Consider the following 17,584-nt stretch of genomic DNA (forward strand, 5'->3'; position numbering starts at 1 on the left):
TAAAGATAGCAGTCAACCTTTTGGTAGCGTTAGCTATCCCTAGGAAATAACATGAAAATATTCATCATGCGTCACGGTGAAGCCGAGCATTTTGCAGATTCAGACGCAGCACGACAATTGACCCCAAGAGGCAGAGTCGAATCAGAAGCGGTTGCTAGAGCCTGTAAAGAACAGGGGTTTGCGCAATTCGATAAAGTGTTGGTGAGTCCGTACATTAGAGCTCAACAAACTTGGCAAGAGATCAGTGCGTATTTCTCTGCAAAAAGCATTGAAACTTGTGAAGATATTACACCTTATGGCCAGTCCGAGCATGTCTTCGATTTCGCAAGTGCGTTAATCGAAGTCGAACAATTGGACTCGCTTTTGTTCGTATCGCATTTGCCTTTGGTCGGTTATCTGACTTCAGAGTTTGTAAAAGACATGACACCACCGATGTTTCCTACATCAGGGCTAGTGTGCATTGAATATGATTTACAAACACAAAATGGTGAAGTGCTTTGGCATATTACGCCATAAGTGTCTAAACCAAAATAAGCGTTTGCAAATTAGAGACAGAATAAGAAAGGCAGGAGATCCCTGCCTTTTCGTTTCGTCGTGTCTACAGCAAGCCTGTTACTTTTCAGGAATAGAAAGCAACACTAACAACGCACCATCACCACCAAATTCTAGTGGCGCTTGGTGAAAAGCCATAACGTCAGGATGCTGTGCTAACCAAAGTGGGGCTTTCTGTTTCAGGATGTGTTTCCCAATACCATGTTGCACACACGCACAATGAATCTCGTTTTTGATGCAATAGGCTATCATCGCACCAAGCTCGCGTTTTGCTTCTTGCTGTGTCATGCCGTGCATATCGAGGAACACGTCCGGTACATACACGCCACGACGTAGACGTTTGACTTCATAAGTGGAGACGTCGTCACGTGCATAACGAGTTGGACCTTCATCGTTTAATAGAGGGACAAACTCGTCTGAAAAGTAAAATTCAGAGTCACTCGCTTCACGGTTGGAGCGCTTGATTTCTTTTTGCTTAGTATTTTTTTTTGGTTGCTGGATTATGGTATCCTGTCGCAACTTTTTTACGCCCTGTACTGCTTCCTGAAACAAGGCGAAATCGTCATCGTTCTCGGTGTCTTTTTTGCTCATTAGGTAAACAATTTCATTAATAAACTTTATTGGCAGTATTGTAGCGCTTTTCGGAGGCAATTTTGGATAAGATTTTTGTAGAAGAAGCGGTATCGGAACTGCATACCCTTCAAGATATGATTCGTTGGACGGTAAGCCGCTTTAATGCAGCGAACCTGTTTTACGGTCATGGTACTGATAATGCGTGGGATGAAGCTGTTCAGCTTATCCTGCCAACCTTATACTTGCCGATTGATGTGCCTCCGCACGTATTGAACTCTCGCCTAACGACAAGCGAGCGTCTGCGTATTGTTGAGCGCGTAGTAAAACGCATCAACGAGCGTACGCCAACAGCATACCTAACAAACAAAGCATGGTTCTGCGGTCTTGAGTTCTTCGTCGATGAGCGTGTACTTGTGCCACGTTCTCCTATCGGCGAATTGATTCAAGCGGAATTCCAACCTTGGTTGGTGGAAGAACCTACGCGCATCATGGACCTATGTACGGGTTCTGGTTGTATCGCGATTGCTTGTGCGCACGCTTTCCCTGAAGCAGAAGTGGATGCGATCGACATCTCTACAGATGCTCTACAAGTGGCTGAGCAAAACGTACAAGATCACGGCATGGAGCAGCAAGTGTTCCCAATTCGCTCTGATTTGTTCCGTGATCTTCCAAAAGAGAAATACAATCTAATCGTGTCTAACCCACCATATGTGGATGAAGAAGACATGAACAGCCTGCCAGATGAGTTCACGCATGAGCCTGAGCTTGGTTTAGCTGCGGGTACGGATGGTCTAAAACTAGTGCGTCGTATTCTTGCTAACGCGCCAGATTATCTAACAGATAACGGCATTCTTATTTGTGAAGTTGGCAACTCAATGATTCATATGATGGAACAGTACCCAGAGATTCCATTTACTTGGATTGAGTTCGAGAACGGCGGTCATGGCGTATTTATGCTAACGCGTGACCAGCTGGTTGAGTGTGCAGAAGAGTTTAAACTGTACAAAGACTAATAGAGTCTTGCACTAAACATCAAAACACCGAGCTTTATGCTCGGTGTTTTTTTTATGCATACCTCGCCGATATTAACTCTTTACATCAAAACGTAATAAAGCCACTATGAATCCACGAAGAATTGGAAAGCAGCTATGCTCTGTTTTGAGAGAGCGTGGCGATAAAAAACTTGAGGAAGTAATGGCAGGAAACAGTATCGGACAACATTTCCGAGTGACGACATTCGGGGAAAGTCACGGTATCGCACTGGGATGTATCGTAGACGGATGTCCTCCGGGGTTGGAAATTACAGAAGCAGATCTACAAATCGATCTCGACCGCCGTCGTCCAGGCACATCACGTTACACCACACAACGTCGTGAACCGGATGAAGTTAAAATTCTTTCTGGCGTTTTTGAAGGCAAAACCACGGGCACATCGATCGGTTTGCTAATTGAAAACACCGATCAGCGCTCAAAAGACTACTCTGACATCAAAGATAAGTTCAGACCGGGTCATGCTGATTACACTTACCACCAAAAATACGGCATCCGCGACTATCGCGGTGGCGGCCGTTCTTCAGCTCGTGAAACCGCAATGCGTGTGGCGGCTGGTGCAATCGCGAAGAAATACTTAAAAGATGAGTTTGGTGTTGAGATTCGTGCTTACTTGTCACAAATGGGTGATGTATCTATCGACAAGGTAGATTGGAGCGAAATCGAGAACAATGCATTCTTCTGCCCTGATGCTGACAAAGTAGAAGCATTTGACCAACTTATCCGTGACCTGAAAAAAGAAGGCGACTCTATTGGCGCAAAAATCCAGGTTGTGGCAACTAACGTGCCTGTTGGTCTCGGGGAACCCGTATTTGACCGTCTGGATGCAGACATCGCGCACGCACTAATGAGCATCAACGCGGTGAAAGGCGTAGAAATCGGAGACGGTTTCGAGGTGGTAAACCAAAAAGGCAGTCAGCACCGTGATACGCTTGCTCCTGAAGGTTTTGGTAGTAATCATGCGGGTGGCATTCTTGGTGGTATCTCGACTGGTCAAGACATTGTCGCTAACATTGCGCTTAAGCCAACATCAAGTATCACTGTGCCGGGTGAGACCATCACAAAAGAAGGTGAACCAACTCAGTTGATCACCAAAGGTCGTCATGACCCATGTGTGGGTATTCGTGCTGTGCCTATCGCAGAAGCGATGCTGGCAATTGTGGTGATGGATCATTTACTACGCCACCGTGGTCAAAACCATGGCGTAACAACTGAAACACCGAAGATTTAAGAGCTTTGTGTCATTCCAGCGAGCTATAGCGAGACTAGGAATCTAATTTCAGCGCGATGAAAAGAGAAAGAAACATCTCTGACAACAGAGTGCTCGGATAATAGATCCTGAATCATGCTCCTTCGTCGCTGTTCAGGATGACTGAATATAAAATTATGCCACTCACTGAATCGCGGGTGGCACAATTTTATCAGGCAACCTCTTTTGTTTAAGTAGTTTTTGCTTAATGAATCGAGCCTTCGGTTTCCAAATGGAAAGAAGGCAGACGCCACTTAAAGCGTACCGCAGCCATACGCAACATGTAACCAGTAACCAGTGTAATAATAGTGGCAGTGACATCGGGAACATTGAATTCTAATAGCGCTAAGTACATTCCTGATGCGATAAGAGCGACAGAAGCGTAAAGCTCTTCATGCAGTACCAATGGTGTTTGGCGACAGATTAAGTCGCGAAGTAGCCCACCGAATACACCAGTTACTAACGCTGAAACCATACAAATACCAGGGTGCAAGCCCATGCCCATCGCAATTTTTGTTCCGATGATACTAAACACGATTAAACCTAATGCATCGAGGCGAATGAACAGACCTTTCAGCTTAATCACCCATTTCGCTAAACCTGTTGTTAGCACACCTGCAACACACGTAATTGCAAGGAACTCTGGGTTTTTTACCCAACCAAGAGGGTAGTGGCCTAATAGAATGTCACGTACGGTGCCACCACCAATGGCCGTTGCGCTGGCCACCAACATAACACCAAACCAGTCCATCTTTCTTCTACCAGCACTTAACGCACCTGTCATGGCTTCAGCCGTGATACCAATGATATACAACACACTTAGCAACATAGGGAAACACTCAACGTAAAAAGTCACTACGTTCTACGAGAATCAGCGTAGGCGAAGTAACAACACTTACAAACGGTTCTATCTCTCTTAAAAAGTGATTAAAACCAGCAACATGCTTGTAATCAAACGGCTTAAAAATAGCGGTTTGAACGGCATCAAAATAAGGCGAGAGTGTAGTGGTAAATAAGTACGCTGACGAATGAGAAATTGTATGGAGAAAGCGATGTTCAGATAAATTCAACTAATAACCAAAAATGTGGGGTTGCCTTTACCTCATAGCTAAAAACAGCGACAATATGCAGCGCATGTCAAACTGAAGTACAAACTCGACGATGACCCACGAATACCAAGACTTAATCACCATTTTTAATGACACCTTTTTAGAACAATTTAATACGAAATTAGAGTTAGGTGGTGATGAGCCTATTTATCTTCCTGCTGATGATGAACACCCTCATCATCGGATTATTTTTGCTCGGGGTTTTTACGCCTCTGCTTTACACGAGATTTCGCATTGGTGTGTGGCTGGTCCAGAGCGTCGTTTGCTGGAAGATTTTGGCTATTGGTATGAACCCGATGGGCGAACAGCAGAAGTTCAAGCGGAGTTTGAGAAAGTTGAAGTGCGACCTCAAGCTTATGAATGGATTCTGGCACAAAGCGCTGGCTTCCCTTTTACGGTGAGTTGTGACAATCTACACGGCGATTTTGAACCAGATAGGCTCGGCTTTATGAAAAAAGTGCATAAAGAAGTGCTAGGTATTTTGGACGTTGGCTTGCCTTTGCGAGTGAAAATGCTTTCTGATGCCCTGCGCGCATTTTATCAAACTAAGCCACTGGAAGCGTCGGACTTTTGCGTTAAATAACCACTAATAACCTCAGAGATACACCATGATTATTGAATTTGAAGAAAAACTACTGGAACTGATTGATGCTCGAATTGAAACAGCATCTGACGATGAATTGTTTGCTGGTGGTTATTTACGTGGTCACATCTCTTTATCCGCGGCGTCTTGTGAAGAAGAAGGGATTAGCGATATTACTGAGCTGAAGTCACGCATTGAGAGCAGCTTAGAAGATGCGCGTACCGAGTTAAGCCCGGCCGATCGCGTGATTGTCAGTGATTTGTGGCAAGAGCTCCAGGCTCAGGCTTAATCCCTAAGCAGCGTTCTCCCTTTATTTAATCCTAGTCATTTACTACTTCGAAAAATTCGAACCTCTCCATAAAATTTTTGTGGTTGTAGCGAAACTGTTCAACTTTTATTCTGATCAGCATAAAACGTGAACAAAGGATTACAACCATGAAAATTGTCGCATTTGGTGCATCTACCAGCTCTACCTCAATCAACAAACTACTTGCTACATACGCAGCAAATCAAGTCGAAGGCGCTCAAGTGAATGTTCTAGACTTAAACGATTATCAAGCGCCAATGTTTAGCGAGGACAAAGAGAAAGAAATAGGTCAAGCTGAAGGGGCTGTCGCGTTTTTACGTGACTTGGCGGAGGCTGACGCTCTCGTTGTTTCCTTCGCAGAGCACAACGGTTCGTACCCAGCGGCCTATAAAAACTTGTTCGATTGGGCGACGCGCATTGAGCGTAATGTATTTCAAAACAAACCTGTCGTTTATTTAGCAACTTCCCCAGGTCCCGGTGGTGCACAAAGTGTTCTTGCGGCGGCGACAGGTTCTGCACAATTTTTTGGCGCGGATGTAAAGGCATCGTTATCGGTGCCGAGCTTCTACGAAAATTTTGACGTGGAATCGGGTAAGGTTGTAAACCCAGAAGTGGCAGAGCAAGTGAAACAGGCAGTTGCACTGCTGAAGTAATCTCAGTACGAGCAACTTAGTGAGTTAGCGATTCCCGACACGTATCTGTGTCGGGAATTAAAACGAGAGAATACTCTTACAGCTCGGTAATGGCTTTGCCTTTTCTTAGTTTACGAACCCACATTCGACTTGGGTGAAGTTCGGTTAATACATCAACAGGTAATGGCAGTGGGTCCCCACAGATCTGGGAGGCCAACACTTCAGCTAATAGTGGTGCAGAGCTCAGTCCACGAGATCCTAAACCTAAGAAGCAGAATAGGTTAGGGTACTGATGAATGGTTTCTACCTCTTCTGCTTTTTGATTTTGTAAGTTGGCGTATTGCGTTTTGATCGTCTCAAAGTCACCCACATTTCCGACAAATGGTAAGTGATCTCGGCTAACACAACGAATACCTTGGCGAGATTGATTACCAGTGATATCTACCTCTTTTGCCCATGTTTGATTCGGTACACATTTCACTAGCTTTTCCGCATTATCTTTTTGGGCGTTTTCATCAAATTCGTAGTCAAGGTGACTGCGGTCGTAGCTTGCACCGATACACAAGTGTTGATTACTTGGGTTAACAGGTGTCATGTAACCGTCGTAACACAACACCGTTTTCAGCTGACTCAGCGTTTCGGTTGCTGGCGCATGACTGACTTGTCCTTTCACTTGTCCCATTGGTAGGGAAGCGGTTTGACTCAATGTCTGGAACTCATGGCCGTTCGCAATCACAACCGTTGAGTGCTCAAATGTTTGACCACTCGCCGTTAGTAGCCAGAGCTGACGCTTTTCATCCCAATCTAATGCCTCAACATGGTGTTCAAACTTCGTTGAGAGTAACGACGTCTGCTCCAATTGTTTAATTAACCCACGAGTTAACTCGGCAGGGCACAGCCACCCTCCCATTGGGTAGTGCACAGATGCCATATCAATAGGTAACCCGATAGTGTTCGCAGTCTCCTCGGCGGACAGCTTGTGAATGAGCTCTGGTGTGAAGTTACCCGCAAGTATTTTCTCCAGTTTGTCTGTGGATTTGTCATCCCACATCAACTGAGTCACGCCACACCAGTCATGATCAAAATCGATCTCTTGTGCTGCTTGTTCAACAAACTGACGTGCGAACAAAAATGCAGGAGCAAACACTCGTGAAACACCCGTGTGCGGGCCATTAAGCAGTGGATAAACGGCTCCTTGTCGATTGCCTGAAGCTCCTTTGGCTGGTTGTTTGTCTTTACAGTAAAGGGTGACGTTTTGGCCACGACGAACTAACGTTTTCGCTAACGCCGCGCTGGCTATACCACCACCAATGATGGCTATCGAATCAAGATTGCTAGATGCTGTGCGATTGAACCAAGGGAGATGGTTCGACTGCTTTTCACGTTGCTCCATAGAGCCGGCGATCATTTCTCGTTTAGTGCCGAAACCTTTCACCTTTTTCATTGTAAAGCCAGCTTCGTTCAAACCACGACGTACAAAGCCTGCTGCGGTAAACGTGGCAACTGTACAATCTTGCTTGGCTAGCTTTGCCATGTTGTTGAACAGGCCTTGGTTCCACATCTCTGGGTTTTTGCTTGGCGCGAATCCATCTAAGAACCAAGCATCAATCAAACCTTGTTCGTTGTATGGGACTTGCGGCATGCAGTCTTTAATGTCACCAAACCAAAGGTCGAGTGTGATTGCACCGTCTTCTAAAACAATGCGATGACACTCCGGCACAGCGGCAGGATAGTGCTTTTGTAACTTTTCCGCGTACTCAGCTAGCTCAGGCCAAGCTTCATGCGCCTTCTTTAAATCGGCTTTGCTTAATGGGTATTTTTCAAAGCTAATAAAATGCAGCTCTTTCAATGTTGCGTCCGGATGCTGACGACGAAACTCACTAAACCACTGGCATACTGCTAAGAAGTTTAATCCCGTGCCAAATCCTGTTTCACCAATGACAAAACGTCTTTGGTCAAATTCCTGCCATCTTTCTGGGAGATGATTTTGTTTTAAGAAAACGTAGCGTGTCTCTTCAAGACCGTTTACGTTAGAGAAGTAAACATCATCAAATTGGTCTGAAACCGGAGTACCAGCTTCGTTCCAACCAAGTTCTGCGTTTTTTATTGAAGTCATAATGGTGCAAATTTGTGATTTGGCGCGGTAAGAATGGGGCGATTGTACGAATTTATGGGAAAGCTGACCACTTTTGTTGACTATCTTAGTTATCATCTAGCGGATTTTTGAATTATAGGAATGTCATAATGAAACGAGTCGTAATCACCGGTATGGGTATTGTTTCAAGTATCGGTAACAACGTCGAAGAAGTTCTAGCGTCTCTTAAAGCGGGCAAATCTGGCATCACTGCATCTGAGCAGTTCAAAGAACACGGTCTTCGTTCGCAAGTATGGGGTGACCTAAAAATCAACCCGGCGGAACACATCGACCGTAAGCAGATGCGCTTTATGGGTGATGCGGCTGCTTATGCATACCTATCAATGGAGCAGGCAATCGCAGACGCTGGTCTTACAGAAGAGCAGGTTTCAAACGACCGTACCGGTATCGTTGCAGGTTCTGGCGGTGCTTCTGCATACAACCAAACGGTAGCGACAGACACGATGCGCGCCAAAGGCGTAAAGCGAGTTGGTCCTTACATGGTTCCTCGTACTATGTCTTCTACTGTTTCTGCTTGTCTTGCTACGCCATTTAAGATTCGTGGCGTGAACTACTCAATGAGCTCTGCATGTGCAACATCTGCACACTGTATCGGCCATGCTATGGAGCTTATTCAACTAGGCAAACAAGATATTGTTTTTGCTGGTGGCGGCGAAGAGCTAGATTGGTCTCAAACTATGATGTTTGATGCGATGGGCGCACTGTCAACCAAATACAATGACACGCCAGACAAAGCATCTCGTACATACGATGCAGACCGTGACGGTTTTGTTATCTCGGGCGGCGGCGGCATGCTGGTTATTGAAGAACTAGAGCACGCACTGGCACGTGGTGCGAAAATCTACGGTGAAATCGTAGGTTACGGTGCGACATCAGATGGCTACGACATGGTAGCGCCATCAGGTGAAGGCGCAATTCGTTGTATGAAGATGGCGATGCAAGACGTTGATGGTGTGGATTACATCAACACGCACGGCACATCGACACCAGTTGGTGACGTGAAAGAGCTTGGTGCTATCCAACAATTGTTTGGTGAGAACAGCCCTGCAATCTCTGCAACAAAAGCAATGACTGGTCACGCACTCGGCGCAGCGGGCGTGCACGAAGCGATTTACTCAACACTTATGCTAGACAAAAACTTCATTGCTCCAAGCATCAATATTTCAAACTTGGACGAAGCAGCACAAGGTCTGGACATCGTGACAGAAGCACGTGATGCAGAGCTAACGACCGTAATGTCAAACAGCTTTGGCTTTGGCGGCACAAACGCAACTTTGGTTATTAAAAAGTACCAAGGTTAACTGAATTTGTTGGCGCCTTGCGAGAGTACTGTAAACGCCAACAATCCAGTTTCCAGAGCTTGATCAGTCACACTGATCGAACAGACGCAGACTCTATCCCATGGAGAGCGGGATAGGATCCTTTTGTTCTGGAACTTTGCCCGGCTATTTAGCCGGGCTTTTTCTTTTCTCTGTTTCTGCTTTTCTCTAGGCTTCCCGTCAATTGATTCTATAGGAGTTACCTCCTTGAGGTTTATTGGTGTTATATCTTGAGATTTTTCGGGAAAAGGGCACAATCGCTTTAGTTTCGCATCTTGCGAATAAACGAACTCATACAAATGGATGTTAGAACGCTGGCGCTATGAAAATTATTGTTGATGAAAATATGCCGTATGCTGAAGAACTATTCAGCCAACTCGGTAACGTAATTCTAAAACCAGGTCGTACACTGACCGCCGATGATTTAGTGGATGTTGATGCCCTAATGATTCGCTCAGTCACCAAAGTGAATGCTGACCTGATCAGCAAAGCAAACAAGCTGAAGTTTGTTGGTACGGCCACGGCAGGCATGGATCATGTTGACCAAGCACTCTTAAAAGAGAAAGGCATTTTCTTCACTGCGGCGCCAGGGTGTAACAAAGTGGGTGTGGCGGAATACGCGTTCAGCGTGATGATGGTGCTCGCTCAGCAACAAGGTTTCTCGGTATTTGACAAGACGGTAGGTATTATTGGTGCAGGCCAAGTAGGTAGCTACCTAGAGAAATGTTTGAAAGGCATGGGTATTAAAGTTCTGATCAATGACCCATTCAAACAAGAGGTTGGTGATCCTCGTAGCTTTACTCCATTGACAGAACTGATTGAAAGCTCAGACATCATTACACTACATACGCCAATCACCAAAGATGGCCCATACCCAACGCATCATTTGATTGATGAGAAGGTATTAAATGGTCTCCGCAGCGATCAAATTTTGATTAATGCGGCTCGAGGTCCCATCGTTGACAACGCTGCTTTGAAGCAACGTCTTTTGAAAAACGATGGCTTTACAGCGGCACTTGACGTATTTGAATTTGAACCAGAGGTTGATATGGAGCTTCTGCCTCTGCTAGCATTCGCAACCCCTCACGTTGCAGGCTATGGTCTGGAAGGGAAAGCTCGCGGTACGACGATGATTTTCAACAGCTATTGTGAGTTCTTAAATAACGAATTACGTGCGCATGCCAGTGATTTACTGCCAACCGCGCCTGTTCCTACTATGGTATTGGACAGAGCTTGGGACGAAGCAACACTGCATAACATCACGCAGTTAATCTATGATGTGCGTAGAGATGACGCTCTTTTCCGCCGCGAAATCAGTAAGCCAGGCGCTTTTGACCTGATGCGTAAAAACTACTGGGATCGCCGTGAATACAGCGCTGTCACGCTAGTGGGTAACAAAACATGTAACCTTGCTCCATTAGCAGAACTAGGTTTTCAGATTGAGGTAAGTCAATGAGCCAGCAATATAATGTTGCCATTTTAGGTGCGACCGGTGCGGTCGGTGAAACAATTTTGGATGTGCTTCAAGAGCGCAAATTCCCAGTAGGCGAAATCTTCCTACTCGCGAGTGAGCGCAGCGAAGGCAAGACTTACCGCTTCAATGGTAAAACGGTACGCGTTCAAAACGTAGAAGAGTTCGATTGGTCTCAAGCGCATATCGCACTGTTTTCTGCTGGTGGTGAGCTATCAGCCAAGTGGGCTCCAATTGCCGCTGATGAAGGCGTGATTGTTATCGACAATACATCACACTTCCGTTACGAGTACGACATTCCTCTTGTTGTGCCAGAAGTAAACCCAGAAGCGATTGCAGAGTTTCGTAACCGTAACATCATTGCGAACCCGAACTGTTCAACCATCCAAATGTTGGTGGCACTAAAACCAATTCACGATGCGGTGGGCATTGAGCGTATTAACGTATCAACCTACCAATCGGTATCTGGTGCAGGCAAAGCGGGTATTGATGAGCTAGCAGGTCAAACGGCGAAGCTGCTAAACGGTCTGCCTGCAGACAAGAAGCAATTCTCTCAACAGATCGCGTTTAACTGTATTCCACAAATCGATCAGATGATGGAAAACGGCTACACCAAAGAAGAAATGAAAATGGTGTGGGAAACACAGAAGATCTTTAACGATCCATCAATCACAGTCAATCCAACGTGTGTACGTGTTCCTGTATTCTACGGTCACGCAGAAGCACTTCACATTGAGACTCGTTCACCTATCGATGCACAAGAAGTTGTTAACTTGCTTGAGCAAACAGACGGTATCGAAGTGTTCCACGGTGAAGACTTCCCTACACAAGTTCGCGATGCGGGCGGTAAAGACCATGTAATGGTTGGCCGTATCCGTAACGATATCAGCCATCATAGCGGCGTAAACCTGTGGGTTGTTGCTGATAACGTGCGTAAAGGCGCGGCAACTAACGCGGTGCAAATCGCAGAAGTTCTGATCCGCGATTACTACTAAGTCGCTTACAGTTCATTTCAAAGCCTCGCACAGTGCGAGGCTTTTTTGTACGAACGAAACAAAATAGTGTGAGATTAGTACGAATATGGCGAGAGCCACACATTTTTTATTCTCAACGCTATAGTTTTGCATGCGATATCCGATATATTTAACCGAGCACCATTTCAAATTGTATTTAGCACAAAACTGAGCCTTCTATGCGTCAAAATTATAAGCGTTTGTTAGCAGCCCTTGTGTTGATGAGCGCGACTCAGACATCATCAGTGGTTCAAGCCGAAGGAATTCGTCTTGTTGGACCGTCTGGTGAAGTGCAATCATCTCCGAGCTATGCTGAAGATATTGAGCGAGCATTACCTGCTCCTCCTGCGAATACTCAACCGTCACGTTTCTTTGGTCCGACTGGTGAAAATCAAACACTATGGTCGATCGCTTCAGAATTACGACCTTCACGCGGTGTTACCGTTCAACAAACGCTTCTTGCCATTTACCGAATTAACCCTCAAGCGTTTGAGAACCAAAACATTCATGAATTGATCCCAGGGAGTCGGCTACGAGTACCTTCTTTAGAGCAAGTGCAAAGCGCGACCACAGCGCAAGCTGTTGCGATTATGAAGGCGCATGAAGCTAAGTTAAAACAGCCGAAGCCGACAAATAGAGCGACGCCAGCACAACGAGTCACCGAGCAACCAAAGCCACAAATTAAAGTAGAACCCAAGTCTGCGACTAAGCCAGAGACAGTGGCAGCAACGGAGCCAAAACCAACTCCGAAAACAATACCCGTCATCCCTGCGCCACCAGTAACCACCTCTCCGCAGGGTGAAAAGCAGGTCAGTGCGCTAAAGGACAAACTTCAAGGCTCACAAAGTGAATTAGAGTCATTAGAAGAGAAGAACCATCGTCTTCGATTGATGCTGTCAGAAGTGCAAAGCGAAGTCGAAACTTTGAAAAGCGAGTTGAATGACGAAGAACGCATTCGCTCAGAAGTCGAGAAGCTGCTTGCTGAAGAGCGCCAACGCCTTGCTGAACAACAGCGCATGCAACCAAGCACCATGGACAAAATTTTGTCTAATGGTTGGCTCGTTGGTCTTGCGGCATTAATTCCTGGTGCTTTGATTGCGTTGCTAGTTGTTATGCTTCTTGGCCGACGCTCTAAAGCGAAAGAGGAAGAAGCGGCTGCGCAGGAACAGCAAAACGTTGATCCTCTTGCAGCGCCAATCGGTTTAGCGGCGGCGGATGAGCTGGATGAAGAGCTCACGCTTGATGATGAATTGTTTGCAGATGAAGATATCAACGCACAGTCTTTACAAGAAGAGAAGTCAGATTTAGAAGAAGACGTCTTTGCTAACCTCGACGATGAAGAACTTGATTTCAATCTGGAAGGGGACGATGACCCATTTGCAGATATTGGCGATGACGGTGACCTAGATGTTGGTCTGGATGAGTTTGAGTCATCGAACAATGGTATCCAAGTCAACGGCGAAGAAAAGGCGCTTGGTTTAGAAGAAATGGAGCGAGCCTTAGATGAGGTTGCTCCAGAACTAGAAGTGCTCGATGACGATGAGTCTGGCTTCGATCTTTCGGATGATGCGAATGAGAAATCAGACTCGCTTTCAGACGACGCATTTGCCGAGTTACTTGCAGCCGATGAGCCGTCAGAAGAGTTACCAAGTGACACTGTCGACCAGGATATGCTTGATGACTTGTTTGCTGAACTTGGCAACGATGACTTCGATTTAGATACTGATGAGCCTGAGTTAAAACAGCCCGTTTCGGATGATGACTTTAGTGTAGGAGAGGCATCTGACGACGATATCGATAAGCTATTGGCCCAGTATGAACAACCGGCTAGTGAATCGGAAGTTCGAGAAGCTGACGCCAATGAAGGTCCTGTTCTAGATGAAAACAGTACAGAGCTACTCGATGAACTCATTGATTTTGATGAAGATGACACAGACGAGTTTGATCCACTAAACGAGCTAGAAGCAATCTCTGGTTTTGAAGGTGATGACTCGATCGAAGAGTTAGACGCAGATAGCACAGACTTACTGGACGAACTCATTGATGATGTTACCTCTGAACTTGATGAAGAGACTGAAGCTGATTTAGATCCGTTTGATGATCTGATTCGAGAGGACGAGAGCCCAGAGCAGAATAAATCGGAAGAGGAAGAGTTACTGAAATCACTTGGTTTTGGTGAGCCAGACGCCGACGAAAAGCCATCTCCCGTAGTTGGGTCAGAACAAACTCATGAAGATCAGGACATTGAGTCTGGGTTGGACATCGACGCTTTATTAAGTGAAAGCCAGCCAGACACGCAACAAGCTGTAGAAGATCAACCATTAACCGAGCCAGAGGCTGCCTCAGAGCCATTTAGCAGCGATGAATTTCTTGGTGATTTAGAGGACCTCTCACCAGAGAATGATCCTTTAATGAGCGAGCTAGACGACCTATTTGAGTCAGACAGTGAAGAACTTCTGCCAACAGAACAAGAAAAAGCGGATTTTTCTGCTGAACTTGACGCTCTATTTGATAGTGAAGACGATTTACCGCAGCAAGTTGAAAAAACACAAACGGAGATAGAGGAAGCTTCATCACTACAACAAGAGGCTACCGATACTGATTCAACACAAGAACCATCCGTGGAGTCCGATGCTGAGGTACAGCCTCACGTTGAGCAAGAGGAAGACATTCCAGCCTTCACGCCGACACCAAATACAATAGAAAATGAATTCGGTGTTCCACAAGAAGAAGATTGGCTACTGGATGAACCTGAATTGGAGCCGGAAACTGAGTCGACCAACGATTCAGAAGATGAATTCAATTTTGACGAGCTAGATCTTCCAGAATTCAGCGAAGAAGATGCTCTAGCATCTATGGCTGGCGAACCTGCGTTAGAAACGTCCGAGTCCGTTGAGTCAGAACAAGTTGAAGCAGGCTTACCAACTGAATCAGAAGAAGAATTCAATTTTGACGAGCTGGATCTTCCTGAGTTTAGTGAAGAAGACGCATTGGCGTCTATGGCGGATGAGCCGGAGTTAGAAACGTCCGAGTCCGTTAAACCAGAGCAAGTCGAAGCTGACTTACCAACCGAGTCCGAAGAAGAGTTCAATTTTGATGAGCTGGATCTTCCTGAGTTTAGTGAAGAAGACGCATTGGCGTCTATGACGGATGAGCCGGAGTTAGAAACGTCCGAGTCCGTTGAACCAGAACAAGTTGAAGCCGACTTGCCAACTGAATCAGAAGATGAATTCAATTTTGATGAGCTAGATCTTCCTGAGTTTAGTGAAGAAGACGCATTGGCGTCTATGGCGGATGAGCCGGAGTTAAAAACGTCCGAGTCCGTTGAGCCAGAACAGGTTGAAGCCGACTTGCCAGCTGAATCAGAAGATGAATTCAATTTTGATGAGCTGGATCTTCCTGAGTTTAGTGAAGAAGACGCATTGGCGTCTATGGTGGATGAGCCGGAGTTAGAAACGTCCGAGTCCATTGAACTAGAACAAGTTGAAGCCGACTTGCCAACTGAGTCCGAAGAAGAGTTCAATTTTGATGAGCTCGATTTGCCAGAGTTCAGCGAAGAAGATGCCTTGGCGTCGATGGAAGAAGAGCCAGAATTACCGAGCTCTGAGACTGCAGATATAGAACCAATCTCCGGTGAGGATGAAGAGTTAAGTTTTGACGACCAAGATCTTCCAGAGTTCAATGAGGAAGATGTTCTCGCGTCAATGAACGAGGGTGCGTCAGAGAGCCCTAAGGTTGAAGCAGAGACATCGAGACCAGCTATTCAAGCCGATAACGATCATGATGCTTTGTTTGAAGTATTTGCGCAGCAAAACGGCTTTGATACTGACCCAGAAGTGCAGCCAACAGCGACAGAGGGTGAGCCGCTCAGTAATTTGGATGATGAATCATCAATGGCTAACCTTCTTGCGGAAGACGCAAACTCAGAAGTATTTGAAGGTAAACTAGACAGTGACACCATCGCAAGTGCAGGTATGGATTTTGAAACCATGCTTGATGTTGGAGATGATTGGGATGGCTTTAAACCCGCTGCTGATAACGTAAGTTCTACTGAAGAAGTGCCTGAGGACCAGCGTGATGTTTGGAATTCGAGTGATGCACTAAGTCAGCCAGAGATCGCGCAAGAGAACTGGGCAGAGCAAAGCGACTTGGATGACTTCGACCCGAAGAAAAATCAATTTATGACGATTGATGAATTGATGGCTCAGGTCGACAGAGAAGGTGGTGAGTTCGAAGAAGAAGACCTTAAGCTCGATGTCGGATTGAACGAGTTTCCAGATGTTATCGGCGAGATCGGCGATATTGACGTAGATAACAATGCTGAAGCGGCTGGGAAACTGGATTTGGCTAAAATCTATCTCGAGATGAACGATTCTCAAGGGGCGATTAAACTACTAGAAGAGGCGATTGTTTACGGTGAGGATGATATTCGCCGCGAAGCAAAAAGCCTGATTGACGCCATTAATGGCCGATAAACCGAAACAAAAGGGTAGCGTTTGCTACCCTTTTTGTGTCCCGTTAGTAGGATGCTACCTTTATGTCACCCTTGGTGAAACTGGCAACTTGAGGTGACTTGAGTATATACTTCCCGCCCCATTTTAGAGTTCGAAGGTTAAGATGAGAATCGCATTAGGTATCGAGTACAACGGTACAAACTACTTTGGTTGGCAGCGCCAAAGAGAAGTGAAAAGTGTCCAAGAAGAGCTAGAGAAAGCATTGTCCGTCGTCGCTAATCACCCAGTTGAAGTTCAGTGTGCTGGTCGGACAGACGCAGGCGTGCATGGCACGGGACAAGTTGTGCACTTTGATACCAACGTTACTCGAAAAATGGTAGCTTGGACCATGGGCGCAAACGCGAACATGCCAAGTGATATAGCGGTTCGTTGGGCTAAGGAAGTTTCAGATGATTTCCATGCAAGATTCTCAGCGACAGCTCGCCGTTATCGTTACATTATTTTCAATCATGCTTTACGTCCAGGCATCCTAAACTCGGGGGTTAGTCACTATCATGGTGAGCTCGACGAGAAAAAAATGCATGAAGCAGGGCAGTTCCTACTTGGCGAAAATGATTTTACGTCGTTTCGCGCGGCGCATTGTCAGTCTCGCAGCCCATTTCGAAACTTGATGCATCTGAACGTTACGCGCCATGGGAACTATGTGGTTATTGATATTAAAGCTAATGCGTTCGTGCATCATATGGTTCGTAATATCACGGGTAGCTTGATAAAAGTTGGACGTGGCGAAGAGAGTCCTGAATGGATCAAGTGGTTATTAGAAGCCAAAGATCGCAAACTAGCGGGTGCGACAGCGAAAGCGGAAGGTCTGTACCTGGTAGATGTAGACTACCCAGAAGAGTTTGGGTTACCTGAAGTGCCGATCGGTCCACTGTTTTTACCAGATAATTTGAACTAATTTTACAAACTTATTTCAAAATATCGGTAGTGTTTACATTGAATGTGAACGGAAAACATACGCTATTTACGATATCAAAAATAGGTACAACCAGTTTTTTATCTACAGTAGCTGCAAGATATGGTTTAATCCGTCGGTATTATGTCGAATTTATATCTTT

At 45.7% G+C, this 17,584-nt stretch carries 14 protein-coding genes; 11 read left to right on the top strand and 3 right to left on the bottom strand.

Going from position 1 to position 17,584, the window contains the following annotated elements:
* Positions 1 to 51: 51 nt before the first annotated feature.
* Entirely contained in the window at positions 52 to 516 is a 465-nt protein-coding gene (gene sixA, locus R8O11_RS12405) for a phosphohistidine phosphatase SixA (protein WP_005380537.1), read from the top strand.
* A 96-nt stretch (positions 517 to 612) separates the two neighbouring features.
* Here sixA and smrB read toward each other — a convergent pair whose 3' ends face one another.
* Positions 613 to 1,143, bottom strand: coding sequence for an endonuclease SmrB (gene smrB, locus R8O11_RS12410; RefSeq protein WP_005380539.1), 531 nt, complete (start codon positions 1,141 to 1,143; stop codon positions 613 to 615).
* A 62-nt stretch (positions 1,144 to 1,205) separates the two neighbouring features.
* On the opposite strand from smrB, the gene prmB reads away from it, so the two are divergent.
* On the top strand, positions 1,206 to 2,138 hold the full coding sequence (prmB, locus tag R8O11_RS12415) for a 50S ribosomal protein L3 N(5)-glutamine methyltransferase (protein WP_005380541.1): 933 nt from the start codon (positions 1,206 to 1,208) through the stop codon (positions 2,136 to 2,138).
* A gap of 181 nt (positions 2,139 to 2,319) precedes the next feature.
* Complete coding sequence (gene aroC, locus R8O11_RS12420) at positions 2,320 to 3,405, top strand: chorismate synthase (RefSeq protein ID WP_033907375.1); 1,086 nt, start codon at positions 2,320 to 2,322, stop codon at positions 3,403 to 3,405.
* 223 nt (positions 3,406 to 3,628) lie between these two features.
* Here the strand turns inward: aroC and R8O11_RS12425 are convergent, their stop codons facing one another.
* A complete protein-coding gene (locus tag R8O11_RS12425) occupies positions 3,629 to 4,252 on the bottom strand; it encodes a trimeric intracellular cation channel family protein (RefSeq protein WP_005380544.1) in 624 nt (207 codons plus the stop codon).
* 332 nt (positions 4,253 to 4,584) lie between these two features.
* Here R8O11_RS12425 and R8O11_RS12430 point away from each other — a divergent pair, with 332 nt between their 5' ends.
* From R8O11_RS12430 to R8O11_RS12440, 3 genes are all read left to right on the top strand, one after another.
* Entirely contained in the window at positions 4,585 to 5,115 is a 531-nt protein-coding gene (locus R8O11_RS12430; RefSeq protein ID WP_005380546.1) for an elongation factor P hydroxylase, read from the top strand.
* A 25-nt stretch (positions 5,116 to 5,140) separates the two neighbouring features.
* Complete coding sequence (locus R8O11_RS12435) at positions 5,141 to 5,404, top strand: YfcL family protein (protein WP_005380548.1); 264 nt, start codon at positions 5,141 to 5,143, stop codon at positions 5,402 to 5,404.
* A gap of 146 nt (positions 5,405 to 5,550) precedes the next feature.
* Positions 5,551 to 6,075 carry an NADPH-dependent FMN reductase gene (locus tag R8O11_RS12440; RefSeq protein ID WP_005380552.1) on the top strand — a complete coding sequence of 175 codons (525 nt, stop codon included), beginning with the start codon at positions 5,551 to 5,553 and terminating at the stop codon, positions 6,073 to 6,075.
* Between the two features lie 76 nt (positions 6,076 to 6,151).
* Here R8O11_RS12440 and mnmC read toward each other — a convergent pair whose 3' ends face one another.
* Positions 6,152 to 8,170, bottom strand: coding sequence for a bifunctional tRNA (5-methylaminomethyl-2-thiouridine)(34)-methyltransferase MnmD/FAD-dependent 5-carboxymethylaminomethyl-2-thiouridine(34) oxidoreductase MnmC (gene mnmC / locus R8O11_RS12445; protein ID WP_213868040.1), 2,019 nt, complete (start codon positions 8,168 to 8,170; stop codon positions 6,152 to 6,154).
* A 128-nt stretch (positions 8,171 to 8,298) separates the two neighbouring features.
* On the opposite strand from mnmC, the gene fabB reads away from it, so the two are divergent.
* The 5 genes from fabB to truA all read left to right on the top strand — a co-directional run bounded on the left by fabB (position 8,299) and on the right by truA (position 17,424).
* Entirely contained in the window at positions 8,299 to 9,510 is a 1,212-nt protein-coding gene (gene fabB, locus R8O11_RS12450) for a beta-ketoacyl-ACP synthase I (RefSeq protein WP_005380557.1), read from the top strand.
* A gap of 340 nt (positions 9,511 to 9,850) precedes the next feature.
* Positions 9,851 to 10,984: a 4-phosphoerythronate dehydrogenase gene (locus tag R8O11_RS12455; RefSeq protein ID WP_054575360.1), complete on the top strand. Its 1,134-nt coding sequence runs from the start codon at positions 9,851 to 9,853 to the stop codon at positions 10,982 to 10,984.
* Complete coding sequence (locus R8O11_RS12460; protein ID WP_005380562.1) at positions 10,981 to 11,994, top strand: aspartate-semialdehyde dehydrogenase; 1,014 nt, start codon at positions 10,981 to 10,983, stop codon at positions 11,992 to 11,994. The genes R8O11_RS12455 and R8O11_RS12460 overlap by 4 nt, the downstream gene beginning before the upstream one ends.
* Positions 11,995 to 12,191: 197 nt before the next feature.
* Positions 12,192 to 16,487: a FimV/HubP family polar landmark protein gene (locus R8O11_RS12465; protein ID WP_222716581.1), complete on the top strand. Its 4,296-nt coding sequence runs from the start codon at positions 12,192 to 12,194 to the stop codon at positions 16,485 to 16,487.
* A gap of 142 nt (positions 16,488 to 16,629) precedes the next feature.
* Entirely contained in the window at positions 16,630 to 17,424 is a 795-nt protein-coding gene (truA, locus tag R8O11_RS12470; RefSeq protein ID WP_005380566.1) for a tRNA pseudouridine(38-40) synthase TruA, read from the top strand.
* Positions 17,425 to 17,584: the final 160 nt, after the last annotated feature.

The sequence above is a fragment of the Vibrio sp. 1288 genome (genome assembly GCF_033344475.1).

Coding starts and splice junctions, on each gene's coding strand:
- smrB (WP_005380539.1), bottom strand. CDS start 1,143: ATGAGCAAAAAAGACACCGAGAACGATGACGATTTCGCCTTGTTTCAG.
- R8O11_RS12455 (WP_054575360.1), top strand. CDS start 9,851: ATGAAAATTATTGTTGATGAAAATATGCCGTATGCTGAAGAACTATTC.
- R8O11_RS12440 (WP_005380552.1), top strand. CDS start 5,551: ATGAAAATTGTCGCATTTGGTGCATCTACCAGCTCTACCTCAATCAAC.
- fabB (WP_005380557.1), top strand. CDS start 8,299: ATGAAACGAGTCGTAATCACCGGTATGGGTATTGTTTCAAGTATCGGT.
- R8O11_RS12465 (WP_222716581.1), top strand. CDS start 12,192: ATGCGTCAAAATTATAAGCGTTTGTTAGCAGCCCTTGTGTTGATGAGC.
- aroC (WP_033907375.1), top strand. CDS start 2,320: ATGGCAGGAAACAGTATCGGACAACATTTCCGAGTGACGACATTCGGG.
- R8O11_RS12430 (WP_005380546.1), top strand. CDS start 4,585: ATGACCCACGAATACCAAGACTTAATCACCATTTTTAATGACACCTTT.
- R8O11_RS12460 (WP_005380562.1), top strand. CDS start 10,981: ATGAGCCAGCAATATAATGTTGCCATTTTAGGTGCGACCGGTGCGGTC.
- mnmC (WP_213868040.1), bottom strand. CDS start 8,170: ATGACTTCAATAAAAAACGCAGAACTTGGTTGGAACGAAGCTGGTACT.
- sixA (WP_005380537.1), top strand. CDS start 52: ATGAAAATATTCATCATGCGTCACGGTGAAGCCGAGCATTTTGCAGAT.
- R8O11_RS12435 (WP_005380548.1), top strand. CDS start 5,141: ATGATTATTGAATTTGAAGAAAAACTACTGGAACTGATTGATGCTCGA.
- R8O11_RS12425 (WP_005380544.1), bottom strand. CDS start 4,252: ATGTTGCTAAGTGTGTTGTATATCATTGGTATCACGGCTGAAGCCATG.
- truA (WP_005380566.1), top strand. CDS start 16,630: ATGAGAATCGCATTAGGTATCGAGTACAACGGTACAAACTACTTTGGT.